The 15,492-nt window shown below is 64.2% G+C and carries 14 protein-coding genes; 9 read left to right on the top strand and 5 right to left on the bottom strand.

Annotated elements, in window-relative coordinates; all coding sequences use genetic code 11:
• Nucleotides 1-185: 185 nt before the first annotated feature.
• Nucleotides 186-1,619, bottom strand: a complete 1,434-nt coding sequence (locus C4K38_RS12095; RefSeq protein WP_053278536.1) for a serralysin family metalloprotease — start codon at nt 1,617-1,619, stop codon at nt 186-188.
• A 277-nt stretch (nt 1,620-1,896) separates the two neighbouring features.
• On the opposite strand from C4K38_RS12095, the gene C4K38_RS12090 reads away from it, so the two are divergent.
• Together C4K38_RS12090 and C4K38_RS12085 are read left to right on the top strand one after the other, a co-directional pair.
• Entirely contained in the window at nt 1,897-2,193 is a 297-nt protein-coding gene (locus C4K38_RS12090; protein WP_053278535.1) for a hypothetical protein, read from the top strand.
• A 30-nt stretch (nt 2,194-2,223) separates the two neighbouring features.
• On the top strand, nt 2,224-2,553 hold the full coding sequence (locus tag C4K38_RS12085; protein ID WP_053278534.1) for a DHCW motif cupin fold protein: 330 nt from the start codon (nt 2,224-2,226) through the stop codon (nt 2,551-2,553).
• 53 nt (nt 2,554-2,606) lie between these two features.
• Here C4K38_RS12085 and C4K38_RS12080 read toward each other — a convergent pair whose 3' ends face one another.
• Entirely contained in the window at nt 2,607-4,967 is a 2,361-nt protein-coding gene (locus C4K38_RS12080; protein ID WP_164487037.1) for a DNA polymerase II, read from the bottom strand.
• A 569-nt stretch (nt 4,968-5,536) separates the two neighbouring features.
• Between C4K38_RS12080 and C4K38_RS12075 the strand changes: the two genes are divergently transcribed.
• Nucleotides 5,537-5,866, top strand: a complete 330-nt coding sequence (locus tag C4K38_RS12075) for a hypothetical protein (RefSeq protein WP_053278532.1) — start codon at nt 5,537-5,539, stop codon at nt 5,864-5,866.
• 220 nt (nt 5,867-6,086) lie between these two features.
• On the opposite strand, the gene C4K38_RS12070 is transcribed toward C4K38_RS12075, so the two are convergent.
• From C4K38_RS12070 to C4K38_RS12060, 3 genes are all read right to left on the bottom strand, one after another.
• A complete protein-coding gene (locus tag C4K38_RS12070) occupies nt 6,087-7,934 on the bottom strand; it encodes an amidohydrolase (RefSeq protein ID WP_053278531.1) in 1,848 nt (615 codons plus the stop codon).
• 44 nt (nt 7,935-7,978) lie between these two features.
• A complete protein-coding gene (locus C4K38_RS12065) occupies nt 7,979-8,557 on the bottom strand; it encodes an antibiotic biosynthesis monooxygenase (protein WP_053278530.1) in 579 nt (192 codons plus the stop codon).
• Nucleotides 8,558-8,629: 72 nt separating this feature from the next.
• Nucleotides 8,630-9,274, bottom strand: coding sequence for a hydrolase (locus tag C4K38_RS12060; protein WP_016702824.1), 645 nt, complete (start codon nt 9,272-9,274; stop codon nt 8,630-8,632).
• A 175-nt stretch (nt 9,275-9,449) separates the two neighbouring features.
• Here C4K38_RS12060 and C4K38_RS12055 point away from each other — a divergent pair, with 175 nt between their 5' ends.
• The 6 genes from C4K38_RS12055 (at nt 9,450) to C4K38_RS12030 (ending at nt 15,452) form a co-directional block, all read left to right on the top strand.
• Nucleotides 9,450-10,352, top strand: coding sequence for a LysR family transcriptional regulator (locus tag C4K38_RS12055; protein WP_053278529.1), 903 nt, complete (start codon nt 9,450-9,452; stop codon nt 10,350-10,352).
• A gap of 226 nt (nt 10,353-10,578) precedes the next feature.
• A complete protein-coding gene (locus C4K38_RS12050; RefSeq protein ID WP_053278528.1) occupies nt 10,579-11,238 on the top strand; it encodes a methyltransferase family protein in 660 nt (219 codons plus the stop codon).
• A 480-nt stretch (nt 11,239-11,718) separates the two neighbouring features.
• Entirely contained in the window at nt 11,719-13,083 is a 1,365-nt protein-coding gene (locus C4K38_RS12045; protein ID WP_053278527.1) for a glutamine synthetase family protein, read from the top strand.
• Between the two features lie 58 nt (nt 13,084-13,141).
• On the top strand, nt 13,142-14,455 hold the full coding sequence (locus C4K38_RS12040) for an NAD(P)/FAD-dependent oxidoreductase (RefSeq protein WP_053278526.1): 1,314 nt from the start codon (nt 13,142-13,144) through the stop codon (nt 14,453-14,455).
• 184 nt (nt 14,456-14,639) lie between these two features.
• A complete protein-coding gene (locus tag C4K38_RS12035; RefSeq protein WP_053278525.1) occupies nt 14,640-15,011 on the top strand; it encodes a GFA family protein in 372 nt (123 codons plus the stop codon).
• Between the two features lie 48 nt (nt 15,012-15,059).
• The gene (locus C4K38_RS12030) at nt 15,060-15,452 is read left to right on the top strand and encodes a VOC family protein (protein ID WP_053278524.1); all 393 of its coding nucleotides are present in this window, start codon (nt 15,060-15,062) and stop codon (nt 15,450-15,452) included.
• Nucleotides 15,453-15,492 lie beyond the last annotated feature (40 nt).

The following is a 15,492-nucleotide window of genomic DNA, read 5'->3' as shown; positions in this document are numbered from 1 at the left end:
CCTTGTCGCAGTGCTGGTGAGAGCTTTCGGAGTCAGCCTAGACCAAGGATGAAAAAATGTTGCCAGAAATGTCGCGCGAAGGCCTGGGAGAAAAACCACAACTTGGGATTGGGCAACAGGCTGGAGAGAGAGGCGGTGCTTCTGAAAAAAAGCGGCGCATTGCGCGCCGCTTCCGTTGCTGTCGATCAGGCCACGATATCGGTGGTCGCCGCCTGGCCGATGGTGCCCACGGCGAAGTCCACCGCGCCCAGGCCGGTGAGGTCGACCATCAGGCTGGTCTGGTCGGTCTCGGCGTAGTAGGTCAGGATCGCGTCGCCGGCGTGGCCGGTGAAGCCGCTGACGAAGTTCAGGGTCGCCTGACCCGAGGCAAATTGCGCCAGGCCGCTGAGGTCGATCTTGTCCTGGCCACTGGTGAAATCCATGATCCAGTCGGGTTCGGTCAGGGTCGAATCCGAAGCCTCGCCGAACACGAAGGTGTCCGCCCCTGCCCCGCCCCACAGCGTGTCGCGACCACCGCCGCCGTAGAGGATGTCGTTGCCGGCACCGCCTTCGAGGAGGTTGGCCGCAGCGTTGCCGATCAGCAGGTCGTTGCCCGAACCGCCGATGGCGTTTTCCAGGGTCACGCCATGGGCGACGGACACGTTGCCCACCAGGCCGCCGACGTCGGAGAACGAGCCTTCGTTGAGGTTGATCTTCTGGTTCTGGGTGAAGCCGGAGAAGTCCAGGGTGTCGTTGCCGCCGCCGTCCCACACCGAGAACACCAGCTTGGAGGCTGCCGAGCTGGCGCTGTAGAAGTCACGCCCGGTGTTGGAGTTGAAGCCGTACACGGTGTCGTCGGCGCGGGTCTCGTGGTTGGCGCCGTAGAGTTTCTGCACCGCCACGATGTCGTCCATCAACGGCGCCGAAGCGTAGGCGCCACCGCCGTCCTTACTGAAGTTCTGCCCGGTGTTGCTCTCGCTCCAGTAGCTCATCAGGCTGTAGCCGCGAGTGTCCTGGGCGTAGGTGGCATCGTTGTAGGTCGGGTTGCCGTTGCCGGCGTTGTAGGCGCCCGGATGGGACAGGCCCAGGCTGTGGCCGATTTCGTGGGTCAGGGTCTGGCGACCGTAGTTGCCGTTGCCCGGGGTCTCATTGACCCGGTACTGATCGTTGATCAGGTACCAGGACTGGCCGTCATAGCTGCTGCCCGAAGGCAGGTAGGCGAAGGCCGCACCGCCGGTGCTGACGTTGTAGTTGCCGAAACTCAGGTGCCCGTCACCGCCGCTCGCCGCTTCGTTGAAGCTCACATTGGCCACGTCCGACCAGGATTGCAGGGCCAGGAACGCCTGGGCTTTCTGCAACGCGCTGAACTCGCTGAAGGTGCCCAGCTTGGGGTTGTAGTTGGCCGGTTCGCGGGTGAGGAAGCTGTAGCTGAGTTCGACCTTGCCGTCGCCGTTCTGGTCGTGCCAGGACAGGTTCTTGCGCAGGATCTGGTCGGCGGCCTGATCCGCGGTGTACGACGGCTTGCCATTCACCAGCTCCGAGCCGCCACGATCATAGGCGTGGCTGAAAGCAGTGATCAGTTGGTAGGCATCGCTACCTGGAGCTGCCGAAAAACCGGCATTTTCTTTGGCTTTTGACATCATTTACATCCTTGTTCAACGCTGAAAGTTTCCGATAGACCACGGCGACCTGTTAGCGAGATCGTCCTATCACTCGCCCTATTCAAGGCGGGGAAAAACTGACACAGAGGCCGGCGCCTCGTCCACGATTTTTATTGTCCTACAATATGCCCGGACGACTTCGCGCCTCATTAAAATCGCTACCACCCCCTGCCTCGGCGTGCCATACGCTAAGCTTCAGCGCTAACGGAACCATTGCCACACCCGAGCTTCTGTCTGCTTCCTGAAGGAGTCCACAATGAAAAAAATCCTCTTGAGCTGCGCCCTGTCGATCGTTGTCAGTGCGGCCCACGCCGAAGGCATCCCATCGTTCAACGTCGACTGTCCGGGCAGTATCCCGGTCAGCGCGGACCAGGGCGGGCCGGTGTTCATCAACGGCAAGCAAGCCCAGACCAAGACGGTCAACGAGCGTTTTTTCGAGGCCACGGGCGCGGGCGTCACGGTGACCATCAGCGTGGAGGACGACGATTCGGTGGTCGTGACCTATACCGGCAAGCAAGGCGCCAGCGGTATTTGCACCTCGGTCGACGACTGAGCCACTTCAACCCGGACAGACAGGCATTCAATGGACATTGCAGGCATTCCCTTCGGCACCACCGACTGGTCACAGATCGAAGCCACCGAGCATCGCGGCGAAACCGGTAGCGCCTACTGGCGCACCCGGCAGTTCGGCGCCATCCGCGCGCGGATGGTCGAATACAGCCCCGGCTACCTGGCCGATCACTGGTGCTCCAAGGGGCATATCCTGTTTTGCCTGGAAGGCGAGCTGCACACCGAACTCGAAGACGGCCGCCGGTTCGTGCTGACGCCCGGCATGAGCTACCAGGTGGCGGACAACGCCGAACCCCATCGCTCGTTCACCGTGGTCGGCGCCAAGTTGTTCATGGTTGACTGAGCCACTGGGCGCACGGGGTTGCGCGCCCCGTCCGCCGCTTCAGGGCAGCTGTTTCAGAACAGCCCCATCTGCCCCCCCACCAGGGTGCTGAAATCATCCTGCACGAACGGCAGGATGGCATCCGCCACCGGCTGCAATTGGCGGGTCACGTAGTGATCGTAATCGATGGCCGCGGTGCGGTTTTCCAGGGGCTCGGGCCCGGCCAGGGTGATCAGGTAGCTGATCCAGCCGCCGTTCTGATAGCGCTGGGGCCGACCCTGCTGCTGGTTGTATTCGTCGGCCAGGCGCGCGGCGCGCACATGGGGCGGCACGTTGCGTTCGTAATCGTCCAGCTGGCGGCGCAGGCGCTTGCGGTACACCAGTTGCTCGTCCAGCTCGCCGGCCAGGGTGCGGCGCACGTAGTCGCGCACATAGTCCTGGTACGGCTGGCGATGGAAGATCCGTTGGTACAGCTCCTGCTGGAACTGCTGGGCCAGCGGCGACCAGTCGGTGCGCACCGCTTCCAGGCCCTTGTAGACCATCTCCTGGGAGCCATCGGCGCGGGTCACCAGGCCGGCGTAGCGCTTCTTGCTGCCCTCCTCCGCGCCACGAATGGTCGGCATCAGGAAGCGGCTGAAGTGGGTTTCGAACTGCAGCTCCAGGGCGCTTTCCAGGCCGTACTCATCGCGCAGGTGATCGCGCCACCACTGGTTGACGTGCTGCACCAGGGCGCGGCCGATGCGCGTGGCATCCGCCTCGGCGTGGGCGCTGCCGAGCCAGACAAAGGTCGAGTCGGTGTCGCCGTAGATCACCTTGTGGCCCTGCGCTTCGATGAGCTGGCGGGTGCGGCGCATGATTTCATGGCCGCGCAGGGTGATCGACGACGCCAGCCGCGGATCGAAGAAACGACAGCCGCTGGAACCGAGCACGCCGTAGAAGGCGTTCATGATGATCTTCAGCGCCTGGGACAGCGGCGCGTTGTGTTCGCGCTTGGCCACTTCGCGGCTCTCGGCGACCCGGGCGACGATCGACGGCAGGCAATGCCGGCTGCGGGAAAACCGCGCGCCGCGAAAGCCCGGCACCGACTCGTCGTCCGCCGGGTGGCGCAAGCCTTCCACCAGCCCCACCGGGTCGATCAGGAAGCTGCGGATGATCGACGGGTACAGGCTCTTGTAGTCCAGCACCAGCACCGACTCGTAGAGGCCGGGCCGCGAGTCCATGACAAAACCGCCGGGGCTGGCTTCCGGCGGCTTCTCACCAAGGTTCGGCGCGACGAAACCCTGGCGGTGCATCAGCGGCATGTACAGGTGGGTGAAGGCCGCCACCGAGCCGCCGCTGCGGTCGGCCGGCAGGCCGGTGACCGTGGCCCGTTCGAGAAGAAAGGTAAGCAGCTCGGTCTTGGCGAAAATCCGCGTCACCAGCTCGCAGTCCTTGAGGTTGTAGCGCGCCAGGGCGGGCTTGTCCTCGGCGAACATGCGGTTGATCTCGTCCATGCGCTGGTAAGGGTTGTCGATCGACTTGCCTTCGCCGAGCAGGGTCTGGGCGACGTTTTCCAGGCTGAAGGACGGGAAGCTCCAGGTCGCCGAGCGCAGGGCCTCGATGCCATCGATGATCAGGCGCCCGGCGGCCGCGGCGAAATAATGGGTCCGGCTGCCGTGCTCGCGCCACTGCATCTCTTCGCCACCGCGCCCCAGGCGCAAGGGCACCGCCAGGCGGCGGGCATGTTCGTGCAGCACCCGCAGGTCGAACTGCACCAGGTTCCAGCCGATGATCGCGTCCGGGTCATGCCGCGCCAGCCACTGGTTGAGCCGTTCGAGCAGCTGCTCGCGACTGGCGCAGAACTCCAGGTCGAAGTCCACCGCGCTGTCGTCCTCGCGAGCGCGGCCGAGCATGTACACCTGGCGCTGGCCGCAGCCTTCCAGGGCGATGGAATACAGCTCGCCGGTCTCGCTGGTCTCGATATCCAGCGACACCAGCTTCAACGATGGTCGATAGTCCGGCGCCGGCTTCATCTGCGCCTCCAGCAGTATCCCGCCCTCGCCCGGGGTGCCGCCAAACCACACCGGCGCGGTGATGAAGCGCTCCATCAGATAGCGCTCGGGCGGCCGCACATCAGCCTCGAACACCTCGACACCGGCGCGTCGCAAAGTCTTGTCGAGGCGGATCAATTGATTGTGCTGCGGGCAATACAGGCCAAGCACCGGGCGGTGCTGGAAATCGCACAGGCCCAGGGGCCGCAATTCGACATCGCGATCGTCGGCCAGCAGGCGCCGGGCCTGCTCCTGCTGTTCAGCGGGAATGAAGGCCACGGAGGTCTGCACCGGCAAGCGGATCTGGCGCGGCCCGGCGTCGGTCGCCAACCAGAACTCGACTTCCGTGCCTGCCGGCGTGTCACGCCAATGCCGGGTCAGGACGAAGCCCTGCTGTAAATCCACCACTGCAACCTCAAGAACCTGTTTCAAGGCCTCGATTCTACCTGTCCTCGGTCGCGATAGCCCGTTCCGGGCATGTGCCGAAAGGTTTTGTCGGACAATATGTAGTGCTTGAAAATTTTCACTACAAAACCGTTGACGAGGCGAATTTGCCCTTGCATGATGCAGACGTCTCCCCGATCGGGAGACTTGGCAAAGGTGTTATGAGCAAGCTCGTCTGACCGCCGAGCTGTTAACCCGGATGTGTACTGCCCACAAGGCAGATTGATGAAACTGACCTGGCATGAACGTCCAGTACAAAGGGCGGGAAGCTGGCGAAAACTCCTCAAGATGCTTGTGGCCGAAACCGAAAACTTCGGCAGCTTGATCCAGGTTTACGCTGCTTCTCTTCGTTGTGACGCTATTGCGTAGCAGTTAATCAAGACGACTACACGCATCAGGCTCTGGGCCTTATCTGTATCCGACAGACACCCTCTGTCGCCCTGTTTCCGGTATCAGGGTTCAACTTACCGATGTAGCGATATCAATTAGCGACTCAACTAGATAGATCGAAATGGTCAAGGGGCTTACAAATGAATCTGAACAATCAACCTACTATTGATGAACTGGCTCGTATGTTCGCGGCACAGAAAGACAAACATGACAGCCACATCCTGTGGATTGCCAAGTCTGGCCAGGTCCATATCGACTGCCTGTCGCCCCACGCCCATGAAGAAGAGTTCGACAAGAACAACCAGGACCTGCTGGCCCGCCTGAAAATGTACCGCCGTGGCCAGGGCTACGTCGGCAAGAAGGCCGCCGCCGACAGGGACTTCATCGGACGGGTACTGGATACCCTGAAGAATGAATGGCAAGCGCTGCAGAACAGGTCGGAAGTTCGGGTGATTGACCGGTTCTGCTAAGTACAACTTGTCGTTGTCGCTGATGAACTGCTGATCCATTAAATAAAAAGGGACGCTCCCAATAAGAGCGTCCCTTTTTTATTGAAACTTGTCGGTTATTTGGATAGCAAAGTGTTTCTGGTAAAGCGCGTTATCGTTTATCGCGCGCAAGCTGCGCTCCTACAGAAACGATGGGGCTTCTGTAGGAGCGAGGCTTGCCCGCGATGCAGCCACCACCGGATCAAAAGGCAAAACACGAACAACCAAAAGCCCCCCAGAATCCCTGGAAGTCACTGACCGGCACATTGGACAGCCGCGCCCGCTCGTGACCGTGAGCATGCACGCCGCACGGGCCGCTGCACTGGTGCACCTGGTTGAGCACCGGCGAGGCCGGGCGCCAGTGGCCCGGCACCTTGACCACCGGCGACCAGTCCGGGGTCACCGGTAGGGTCGGCGGCGCCAGCTTGCTGAAATCACCGGCAGCGTGCACCACCTTGCCGCCGACCACAGTCAGCAAGGATTCGATCCATTTGATGGCCTCTTCCTCGACGCTGAAATAATCCGCCGACAGCGCCACCAGATCCGCCAACTGGCCGACCTTGATCTGGCCCTTCTTACCCTGCTCCGAGGAGAACCAGGCGCTGCCATGGGTGTACAGCTCCAGCGCAGTGGCGCGACTCAGGCCCTGGGGATAGAGCTCCAGGCCGCCGACGGTCTTGCCGCTGACCATCCAGTACAGCGAGGTCCAGGGGTTGTAGCTGGAGACCCGGGTGGCATCGGTGCCGGCGCCCACCGGCACGCCTTCGGCCAGCATGCGCTTGATCGGCGGGGTCTGTTCGGCGGCCTTGGCGCCGTAGCGATCGACGAAGTATTCGCCCTGGAACGCCATGCGGTCCTGGATCGCGATGCCGCCACCGAGGGCGCGAACCCGCTCGATGTTCTTCGGGCTGATGGTTTCGGCGTGGTCGAAGAACCACGGCAGGCCGTTGAACGGAATGTCGCGGTCAACCTTCTCGAACACATCGAGCATGCGTGAGATCGATTCGTCATAGGTGGCGTGCAGGCGGAACGGCCAGCGCTGCTCCACCAGATGCCGCACCACCGGTTCCAGTTCCTGCTCCATGGTCTGCGGCAGGTCCGGGCGCGGTTCGAGGAAGTCCTCGAAGTCCGCCGCCGAGAACACCAGCATTTCCCCGGCGCCGTTGTGGCGCAGGAAGTCATCACCCTGGCCATAGGTGACCTTGCTGGTCCAGTTCTTGAAGTCCGCCAGCTCTTCCTTGGGCTTCTGGGTGAACAGGTTGTAGGCGATGCGCAGGGTCAATTGCTGCTTGGCCGCCAGCTCGTTGATCACCTCGTAATCGTCCGGGTAGTTCTGGAAACCACCGCCAGCGTCGATGGCGCTGGTGACGCCGAGGCGATTGAGTTCGCGCATGAACTGGCGGGTCGAGTTGACCTGGTATTCCAGCGGCAGCTTCGGCCCCTTGGACAGGGTCGAGTAGAGGATCATCGCGTTGGGCCGGGCCACCAGCATGCCGGTGGGTTCGCCATTGGCATCGCGGACGATCTCGCCGCCCGGCGGGTTCGGCGTGTTGCGGTTGTAGCCCACTACCCGCAGCGCCGCGCGGTTGAGCAAGGCGCGGTCGTACAGGTGCAGGACGAACACCGGGGTGTCCGGCGCGGCCTGGTTCAGTTCCTCGATGGTCGGCATGCGCTTTTCGGCGAACTGGAATTCGTTCCAGCCACCCACCACCCGCACCCATTGCGGCGCCGGGGTGCGCTCGGCCTGGTCCTTGAGCATGCGCAGCGCATCCACCAACGACGGCACGCCTTCCCAGCGCAGTTCCAGGTTGTAGTTCAGGCCGCCACGGATCAGGTGCAGGTGCGAGTCGTTGAGGCCGGGAATCACCGTGCGGCCCTTGAGGTCGATGACCTGGGTAGCGCTGCCGCGCAGGGCCATGGCCTCGGCGTCGTTGCCCACGGCGATGAACCGGCCGTCCTTGATGGCGACCGCGGTGGCCGTCGGCCGGGCCCGGTCGACCGTGTGCAGGCGGCCGTTGTGCAGGATCAGATCGGCAATGGCGTTGCTCATGACAGTACTCCTTGTCGGCGAAAAGTAAGGCCCGCTCGGGCCACTCATGCAAGGGTTCGTGGTTGCAGCCAGCGACTGAACAGGCGGGTCACCCAGGGCATGAAGACATAGACCACCAGCAGCACGATGCTCAAGGTGATCAGCACGTTGGCCGGAATGTAGCCAGCGAACCATGGCAACCAGGCGAACAGCGGTTGCCACAGGGCCGGTACCAGGAAGCTCAGCGGCAGGATCACCAGGAAGGTCACGCACGCCTGCTTCCAGCGCGGAGGCGGTGTGGCGGTCCCGGCTTCATTGGGGGTGAACCAGAATTCGCGGTCGGCGTTGATCTCGGTCCGGTCGCCGTCGGCGAGCATGGGTTGGGCCTCTGCCACCAGGTTGCGGCGGTCGGCGGAATCGAGCCAGTGCTGCAACTGCTCGGTGCTGGCAAAGCGCAGCACGCTGGTGAACAGTGCCAGGCCGTCGCTATGGCCGCGCACCACATCGATCCCCAGGTGCCCGGGGTAGCTGCGGGCGGTGCCGATGATCCGGCGCAACCAGGCTTCGTACGCCTGGTCCTGGCCCGCCTTGACTCGGTGCCGCACCAGCAGGGTGACCACGCCGTCGGAAAGTTCGAGGTTCATCACAGACTCCTGGCCGCCGAATTAGAAGAAAGGATCCAGCGGGCGCCGCTGTGGCGCCCGCTGGCGAGGGACTTACTTGACCTGACGTTGCGGGGCCTTGTGCACCATGGTGTAGGCATAGTCCACGCCCATGCCGTAGGCGCCGCTGTGCTCGCGCACCAGGTCCATCACCGCGTCGTAGGTTTCCTTGTGCGCCCAGTCGCGCTGGAACTCGAGCAGCACTTGCTGCCAGGTCACAGGAACGGCGCCGGCCTGGATCATGCGCTGCACCGACATGTCATGGGCTTCCTGGGTGGTACCACCGGAAGCGTCGGTGACGATGTACACCTCATAGCCTTCGGCCAGGGCTTCCAGGGCCGGGAAGTTCAGGCAGACCTCGGTCCACAGCGCGGCCATGATCAGCTTCTTGCGCCCGGTGGCCTTCACCGCTTCCACCAGTTTCTTGTCTTCCCAGGAGTTCATCGAGGTGCGCTCGATCGGCTGGTGATCGGGGAACACGCTGAGCAGTTCCGGCCAGATGTAGCCGCTGAAGCTCTCGGTTTCCACCGAGGTGAAGATGGTCGGCACGTTGAAGATCTTCGCCGCCTTGGCCAGGCCCACGGTGTTGTTCTTCAGGGTCTGGCGGTCGATCGACTGCACGCCGAAGGACATCTGGGGCTGGTGGTCGATCAGGATCAGGGCGGAGTTGCTTGGGTTGAGCAGTTCACGGATAGACATGGCGCGTTCCTTTTGCTGTCGAGTGGGTTCAAGCGTTGATTTGCACAATTCGGGGGCTCGGCGCGGGTTCCGCTGGGGAGGCTTTGCTGCCGGCTTGGTGGCTAATTTAGGAGCTGGATCAAAAGGGGACAATTCCATAAAATCGAGATTTATTGATTCCAAAACAGGAACAATCATGGATCGCATCGAATGCATGCGCGCGTTTGTCGTCACGGTCGATGCCAACGGCTTCGCCGCCGCGGCCCGGGCCATGGACGTGCCGCGCTCGAAAGTCAGCAAACAGATCCAGGCGCTGGAGGAAGCCATCGGCGTGCAGTTGCTGCACCGCACCACCCGCAGCCTGCACCTGACCGAAGCCGGCGCCGAGTACTACGAGTCGGCGCGGGAAGTCCTGGCCGCCGTGGACGAGGCCGAACAACGGGCGCGGGACGGTATCGGCGAATTGCGCGGGGTGCTGCGGGTCAACGCGCCGATGTCCTTCGGCCTGCGTCGCCTCGGGCCGCTGGTGCCGCTGTTCCATGAGCAGCACCCGAACATCGAATTGCAGCTTGTGCTCAGCGACCAGCAGGTGGACCCGGTGCGCGGCGGTTTCGACGTGACCATCCGCATCGCCAGCCTGGCCGACTCCTCGATGGTCGCCAAGCTGCTGGCCCCGGCGCCGCGGATCATGGTGGCCTCGCCGGACTACCTGAAGCGCGCCGGCATCCCGCAGACGCCCCGCGACCTGACCGCCCACCAGTGCCTGAACTATGGCTACCTGCAAAGCGGGGTCAGCCTGCAGTTGAGCAACGGCAAGGACACCCAGCGCGTCCACGTCACAGGCCCGCTGCACGCCAACAACGGCGACCTGCTGGCCCAGGCCGCCGAGGCTGGCATGGGCATCGCCCTGCTGCCCGACTTCATCGTCGCCGACGCCCTGGCCGCCGGCCGCCTGGTGCCGGTGCTGTGCGAATGGCAGGCACCGCCGATCAGCATCCACGCGGTGTACCCGTCCGCCCGGCGCGTGCCGCAGAAGACCCGGGCCTTTATCGAGTTCCTGGTGGCCCAACTGGCCGACAAGCCGCCCCTGCATCCGTAGGGGCCCGGGATACTTCACGCCGATGGCCACCTCGCTTCGGCTTCTGTAGGAGCCAGGCTTGCCGGCGATCCAGGCGACGCGGTACAGCAGGCACACCGCTTCGCGGGCAAGCCTCGCTCCTACAGAGGCTGGAGATACCGCAACATCGGTGCAGCAGGCGGCACGGGATGTACTGGCGATGGACCTACACTGAATGCATACACCTCGGCATTCGTGAGGGGCCACCATGCGTAACTCTCCCAAACTCGCAGCGCTCAGCCTGGTCGCCACCCTTGTCTACCTCGGCCTGGCCATCCTCGGCATGGGCGGGCTGGTGGCGTTCTTCTCCCACCCGGCGCTGTGGGTCATCGCCCTGTCCCTGCTGGCCATGGCCGGCGTGGCCCAGTTCAGCGAAGGCAACCTGAGCCCCGGCAAACAGGAAGACCGGGAAAACCGCTGGGTCCTCGTCGCCTTCGGCATCCTCGGGCTGTTGCTGGCCTTTCTCCCCGCCTACACCGACCGCCTGAATTTCTGGACCTTGGGTGGCACCGACACGCGCTGGTTCGGTGTGGTGTTCTTTATCGCCGGCGGCATCTTGCGGCTGTGGCCGGTGTTCGTGCTGGGCAATCGCTTCAGTGGCCTGGTGGCGATCCAGCCCGGCCACCAACTGGTGACCACCGGCATCTACGGCACCCTGCGCAACCCGAGTTACCTGGGGCTGCTGATCAATTGCGTGGGCTGGGCCCTGGCCTTTCGCTCCGGGGTCGGCCTGCTGCTGACCGCCTTGATGCTGATCCCGCTGATCGCCCGCATCCACGCCGAAGAAGCCTTGCTGCGCAAAGAGTTCGGCAAGCAATACGACCTTTACTGCGCCTACACCTGGCGCCTGGTGCCCTGGGTTTACTGAGGACTTTTCCCGCTGTACGGCCGGGGGCGGTGTTAAATATTTTGTGACGCGCCCCTTGGCAGCGAGGACCAGTCCCGGTAAAACGGTGAGCCTCACTTGCACGAAATGTCCGTGAATTCTTGACGAGATCCGCCGGCCGATGAACGCCTTGTGTTGCCGCCCACCCTGCCAGACATGCGCTGCTGCCCCGTGCAGCCGCCTCGGCATCGGCGTTGGAACGGAAACAACGCAACGCACTCACGACGATCTCCACGGCAACCCCGGGGTCCAGCGATGAAACTGCTGGTCAACCTGCCCATGGCCCTGTGCCGCTCCCGCCTGCGTCATTCCTCGCGCCCTCCGGATCTCTCGCTTTCGCTCTGAACGCGCACCTTCGCGCGTCGAGCCTTGCCGCCTTGATATCTGCCATTGCAACCGGGCCATGCCGGCGCCGCTGCATGAACCGAACCTGCGCGCCGCCATGGCGCAAGCGAGAGCATCATGAAATTTGCAGCCCTTGACGAGGCCCGTAGCTTCCTGGCCGCCAACCCCGATATCGACATGATCGAGCTGTTCATCCTCGACGCCAACGGCGTGCCGCGCGGCAAGCTGCTGCATCGAGAAGAACTGCTGGCGGTCTATGAAAGCGGCCGGCCGCTGCCCAGCACCATCCTCGGCCTGACCCTGCAGGGCGACGACGTGGAAAACTCCGGGCTGGTCTGGGACGTCGGTGATATCGACTGCCGTGCCTACCCCCTGGCCGGCAGCCTGGTGCGCCTGCCGTGGCGGCAGATCCCCACCGCCGCGGTGCAGGTCAGCATGCACCCGCAGGAAGGCCTGCCGGCCAGCATCGCCGACCCGCGCCACCTGCTGATCAAGATCATCGACCAGCTCAAGGCCGAGGGTTATCACCCGGTGATGGCCTGCGAGCTGGAGTTCTACCTGCTGGACGCCAAGCGCGACGGCAACGGCCGCCCGCAACCGGCGCTGGACGCCGACGGTGGTCGACCGCGGCACACCCAGGTCTATGGCCTGCGCGAGCTGGAGCAGATCGAACCCTTCCTCGCCGACCTCTACGCCGCCTGCAAGCTGCAAGGCATTCCGGCGCGCACGGCGATTTCCGAGTACGCCCCGGGCCAGGTGGAAATCACCCTGGAGCACGGTGATGCCCTGGAAGCCATGGACCAGGCGGTGCGCTACAAGCGCCTGGTCAAGGCAGTGGCCCACAAGCACGGGATGCAGGCGACCTTCATGGCCAAGCCCTTCGATGACCTGGCGGGCACCGGCATGCACATGCACGTGAGCCTCGCCGATGCCGAGGGCCACAACCTGTTCGCCGCCGAAGACCCGGCCGGCACCCCGCTGCTACGCCAGGCGGTGGGTGGCATGCTCGCCTCCCTGCTCGACTCGCTGCTGCTGTTCTGCCCCAACGCCAACTCCTACCGCCGCTTCCAGGCCAACAGCTACGCGCCGCTGGCGCCGACCTGGGGCGTCGACAACCGCACCGTGAGCCTGCGGGTGCCGGGCGGCCCGGCCAACAGCCGGCATATCGAGCACCGCATCTGCGGCGCCGACGCCAACCCCTACCTGGCGGCGGCTGCGATCCTCGCCGGGATCCATCGCGGCCTGCGCGAACAACTCGATCCGGGCGACCCGGTACAAGGCAACGGCTATGCCCAGGCCACTGAACTGCTGCCCACCGACTGGCTGACCTCGCTGACCGCCCTGGAGAACTCCAGCTGGGCCCGCGACGCCCTGGGCAGCGAATTCCTCGGGGTCTACCTGGCGGTCAAGCGCGCCGAATACCGCCAGTTCATGGCCGAAGTCGGCGAGCAGGACTGGCGCTGGTACCTGACCCAGGCGTGACGCGCTGGCCGTCGTCAAGGCGCCGGCCCGGCCCCCTCCCAGCATTCGAGAACAGTCCATGACAGCCGCATTCAACCCGGTAACACCGGCAGCCGAACGCTGCCCTTCCTACTACAGCGCCACCCTGAACAGCGAAACCGCCTACCCGCCCCTGCAAGGCCAGGTGAGCGTCGACGTGGTGATCATCGGCGGCGGTTTCACCGGCGTCGCCAGCGCCGTGGAACTGGCGGAAAAAGGCCTGAAAGTGGCCCTGGTCGAAAGCCACAAGATCGGCTGGGGCGCCACCGGGCGCAACGGCGGCCAGGTCACCGGCAGCCTGTCCGGCGACGAGGCCATGCGCAAGCAGATGCGCCGTACCCTGGGCGACGAAGTCGACGATTTCATCTGGCAACTGCGCTGGCGCGGGCACCAGATCATCCGCCGGCGCGTGGACAAATACGCCATCGCCTGCGACCTCAAGCACGGCCACCTGCACGCCGCCTACAAGCCCAGCCACCTCTCCGGCCTGCGCGCCGACTACGAGGAAGCGGTGCGCCGCGGCATGGGCGACGAGGTCAGCCTGCTGGACCGGCAACAAGTGCGCGAGGTGCTGGACAGCCCGCTGTACCACGGCGCGATCAAGAACTCCCGCAACCTGCACCTGCACCCGCTGAACCTGTGCATCGGCGAAGCCCGCGCCGCCGAGAGCCTCGGCGCGCTGATCTTCGAGCACAGCGAGGTGCTGCAGATTGTCCACGGCGAACGCCCGGCGGTGATCACTGCACACGGCCGCATCGACGCCAAACAGGTGCTGCTGGCCGGCGACGTGTACCACAAGCTGGAACCGAAACAGCTCAAGGGCAAGATCTTCCCGGCCATGGGCGGCATCGTCACCACCGCGCCCCTGGGCGACCTGGCCAAGCGCCTCAACCCCCAGGACCTGGCGGTCTACGACTGCCGCTTCGTGCTCGACTATTACCGCATGACCGCCGACGGCCGCCTGCTGTTCGGCGGCGGCGCCAACTACAGCGGCAAGGACTCGCGGGACATCGCCGGCGAACTGCGCCCGTGCATCGAACGCACCTTCCCGGCGCTCAAGGGCGTGGCCATCGACTTCCAGTGGAGCTGCGCCATGGGCATCGTGATCAACCGCATACCGCAGCTGGGCAAACTCTCGGACAACGTCTGGTACTGCCAGGGCTACTCCGGCCATGGCATCGCCACCAGCCACATCATGGGCGAGATCATGGCCCAGGCCATCACCGGGCACCTCGAGCACTACGACACCTTCGCCGCCTGCCAGCACATCCGCGTGCCCTTCGGCGACCAGCTGGGCAACCCGATGCTGGCGGCAGGCATGTGGTACTACCAGATGCTCGAACGGTTGCGTTGAGCCCCCGTACTCCCCGCTTCTGTAGGAGCGAAGCTTGCTCGCGATGGCGCCCTCACGACCGCCATCGCCGGCAAGCCTGGCGCCCATGCCCTGCCTGGTAGCGATCTGTAACCATTGAAAATCATCGCCCCCTGGAATCGGGTAGTACTCTTGCGCGGCACCCTGAATGCTCAAGGAGCAGGCAATGAATCCATTGGTTTACAGCGGCGGCTGCCTGTGCGGGCAGGTCCGGTTCCAGGCCCTGGGGCCGGCGCACAATCCGCACTACTGTTCATGCAAGCTGTGCCAGCGGCACACCGGCGCGCTCAGCGCGGCCTGGGTCGAGTTCCCCCGGGAACGGGTGACCTGGAGCGGCGTGCCGGCGACCTTTCGCTCGTCCGACTACTCCAGCCGCGCGTTCTGCCCCCACTGCGGCAGCTCATTGGGCGCGATCGACGATGAACCCACCGTCGCCCTGCTGCTGGGCTGCTTCGACGACAACGACCCTGAAGTACTGAAACCGACCGGGCACTCCTACTCTGGCGCACGCCCGAGCTGGTGTCAGGGCGACACATAAACCGGCCTTCGTGGCCCTCCGGTTTTAATGAACAAGGATCGCTCAAGCATGAAATTCGCCTACTGCATTTTCTATGTCCCGGATGTCAGCGCCTCACTGGCTTTCTTCAATCGCGCCTTCGGCCTGCCCACCCGCTTTCTCCATGAGTCCGGCACCTATGGCGAGCTGGAAACCGGCGCCACCGCCCTGGCCTTCGCCGCCCATGAACTGGGCGAGATGAACTTCAGCGGCGGCCACGTCGAGGCCCACAGTTCAGCCAGGCCGCTGGGCATGGAAATCGGCCTGGTCTGCGCAGACGTACACGCCGCCCACCAACGGGCGCTGGACGCCGGCGCCAGTGAACTCAGCGCGCCCAGTGAAAAACCCTGGGGGCAGACGGTATCCTATGTGCGCTGCCCCGACGGCCTGCTGGTGGAGTTGTGCACAGCGGTGCCGTCCTAGCCCCGCTGGCCAGGCTTGCTTGCGATGGCATCCTTGAGAT

Source organism: Pseudomonas chlororaphis subsp. piscium, assembly GCF_003850345.1.
In the GTDB taxonomy this organism is placed as follows: Bacteria; Pseudomonadota; Gammaproteobacteria; order Pseudomonadales; family Pseudomonadaceae; genus Aquipseudomonas; species Aquipseudomonas piscium.
Note: the sequence above shows the minus strand (reverse complement) of the source record. Positions and strands in the feature narration are given on the sequence as shown.

What these genes read in the sequence shown, in the direction of transcription:
- C4K38_RS12050 (WP_053278528.1), top strand. Translation starts at nt 10,579, where the DNA reads ATGCGTAACTCTCCCAAACTCGCAGCGCTCAGCCTGGTCGCCACCCTT.
- C4K38_RS12065 (WP_053278530.1), bottom strand. Translation starts at nt 8,557, where the DNA reads ATGAACCTCGAACTTTCCGACGGCGTGGTCACCCTGCTGGTGCGGCAC.
- C4K38_RS12095 (WP_053278536.1), bottom strand. Translation starts at nt 1,619, where the DNA reads ATGTCAAAAGCCAAAGAAAATGCCGGTTTTTCGGCAGCTCCAGGTAGC.
- C4K38_RS12070 (WP_053278531.1), bottom strand. Translation starts at nt 7,934, where the DNA reads ATGAGCAACGCCATTGCCGATCTGATCCTGCACAACGGCCGCCTGCAC.
- C4K38_RS12030 (WP_053278524.1), top strand. Translation starts at nt 15,060, where the DNA reads ATGAAATTCGCCTACTGCATTTTCTATGTCCCGGATGTCAGCGCCTCA.
- C4K38_RS12060 (WP_016702824.1), bottom strand. Translation starts at nt 9,274, where the DNA reads ATGTCTATCCGTGAACTGCTCAACCCAAGCAACTCCGCCCTGATCCTG.
- C4K38_RS12035 (WP_053278525.1), top strand. Translation starts at nt 14,640, where the DNA reads ATGAATCCATTGGTTTACAGCGGCGGCTGCCTGTGCGGGCAGGTCCGG.
- C4K38_RS12040 (WP_053278526.1), top strand. Translation starts at nt 13,142, where the DNA reads ATGACAGCCGCATTCAACCCGGTAACACCGGCAGCCGAACGCTGCCCT.
- C4K38_RS12055 (WP_053278529.1), top strand. Translation starts at nt 9,450, where the DNA reads ATGGATCGCATCGAATGCATGCGCGCGTTTGTCGTCACGGTCGATGCC.
- C4K38_RS12075 (WP_053278532.1), top strand. Translation starts at nt 5,537, where the DNA reads ATGAATCTGAACAATCAACCTACTATTGATGAACTGGCTCGTATGTTC.
- C4K38_RS12085 (WP_053278534.1), top strand. Translation starts at nt 2,224, where the DNA reads ATGGACATTGCAGGCATTCCCTTCGGCACCACCGACTGGTCACAGATC.
- C4K38_RS12090 (WP_053278535.1), top strand. Translation starts at nt 1,897, where the DNA reads ATGAAAAAAATCCTCTTGAGCTGCGCCCTGTCGATCGTTGTCAGTGCG.
- C4K38_RS12045 (WP_053278527.1), top strand. Translation starts at nt 11,719, where the DNA reads ATGAAATTTGCAGCCCTTGACGAGGCCCGTAGCTTCCTGGCCGCCAAC.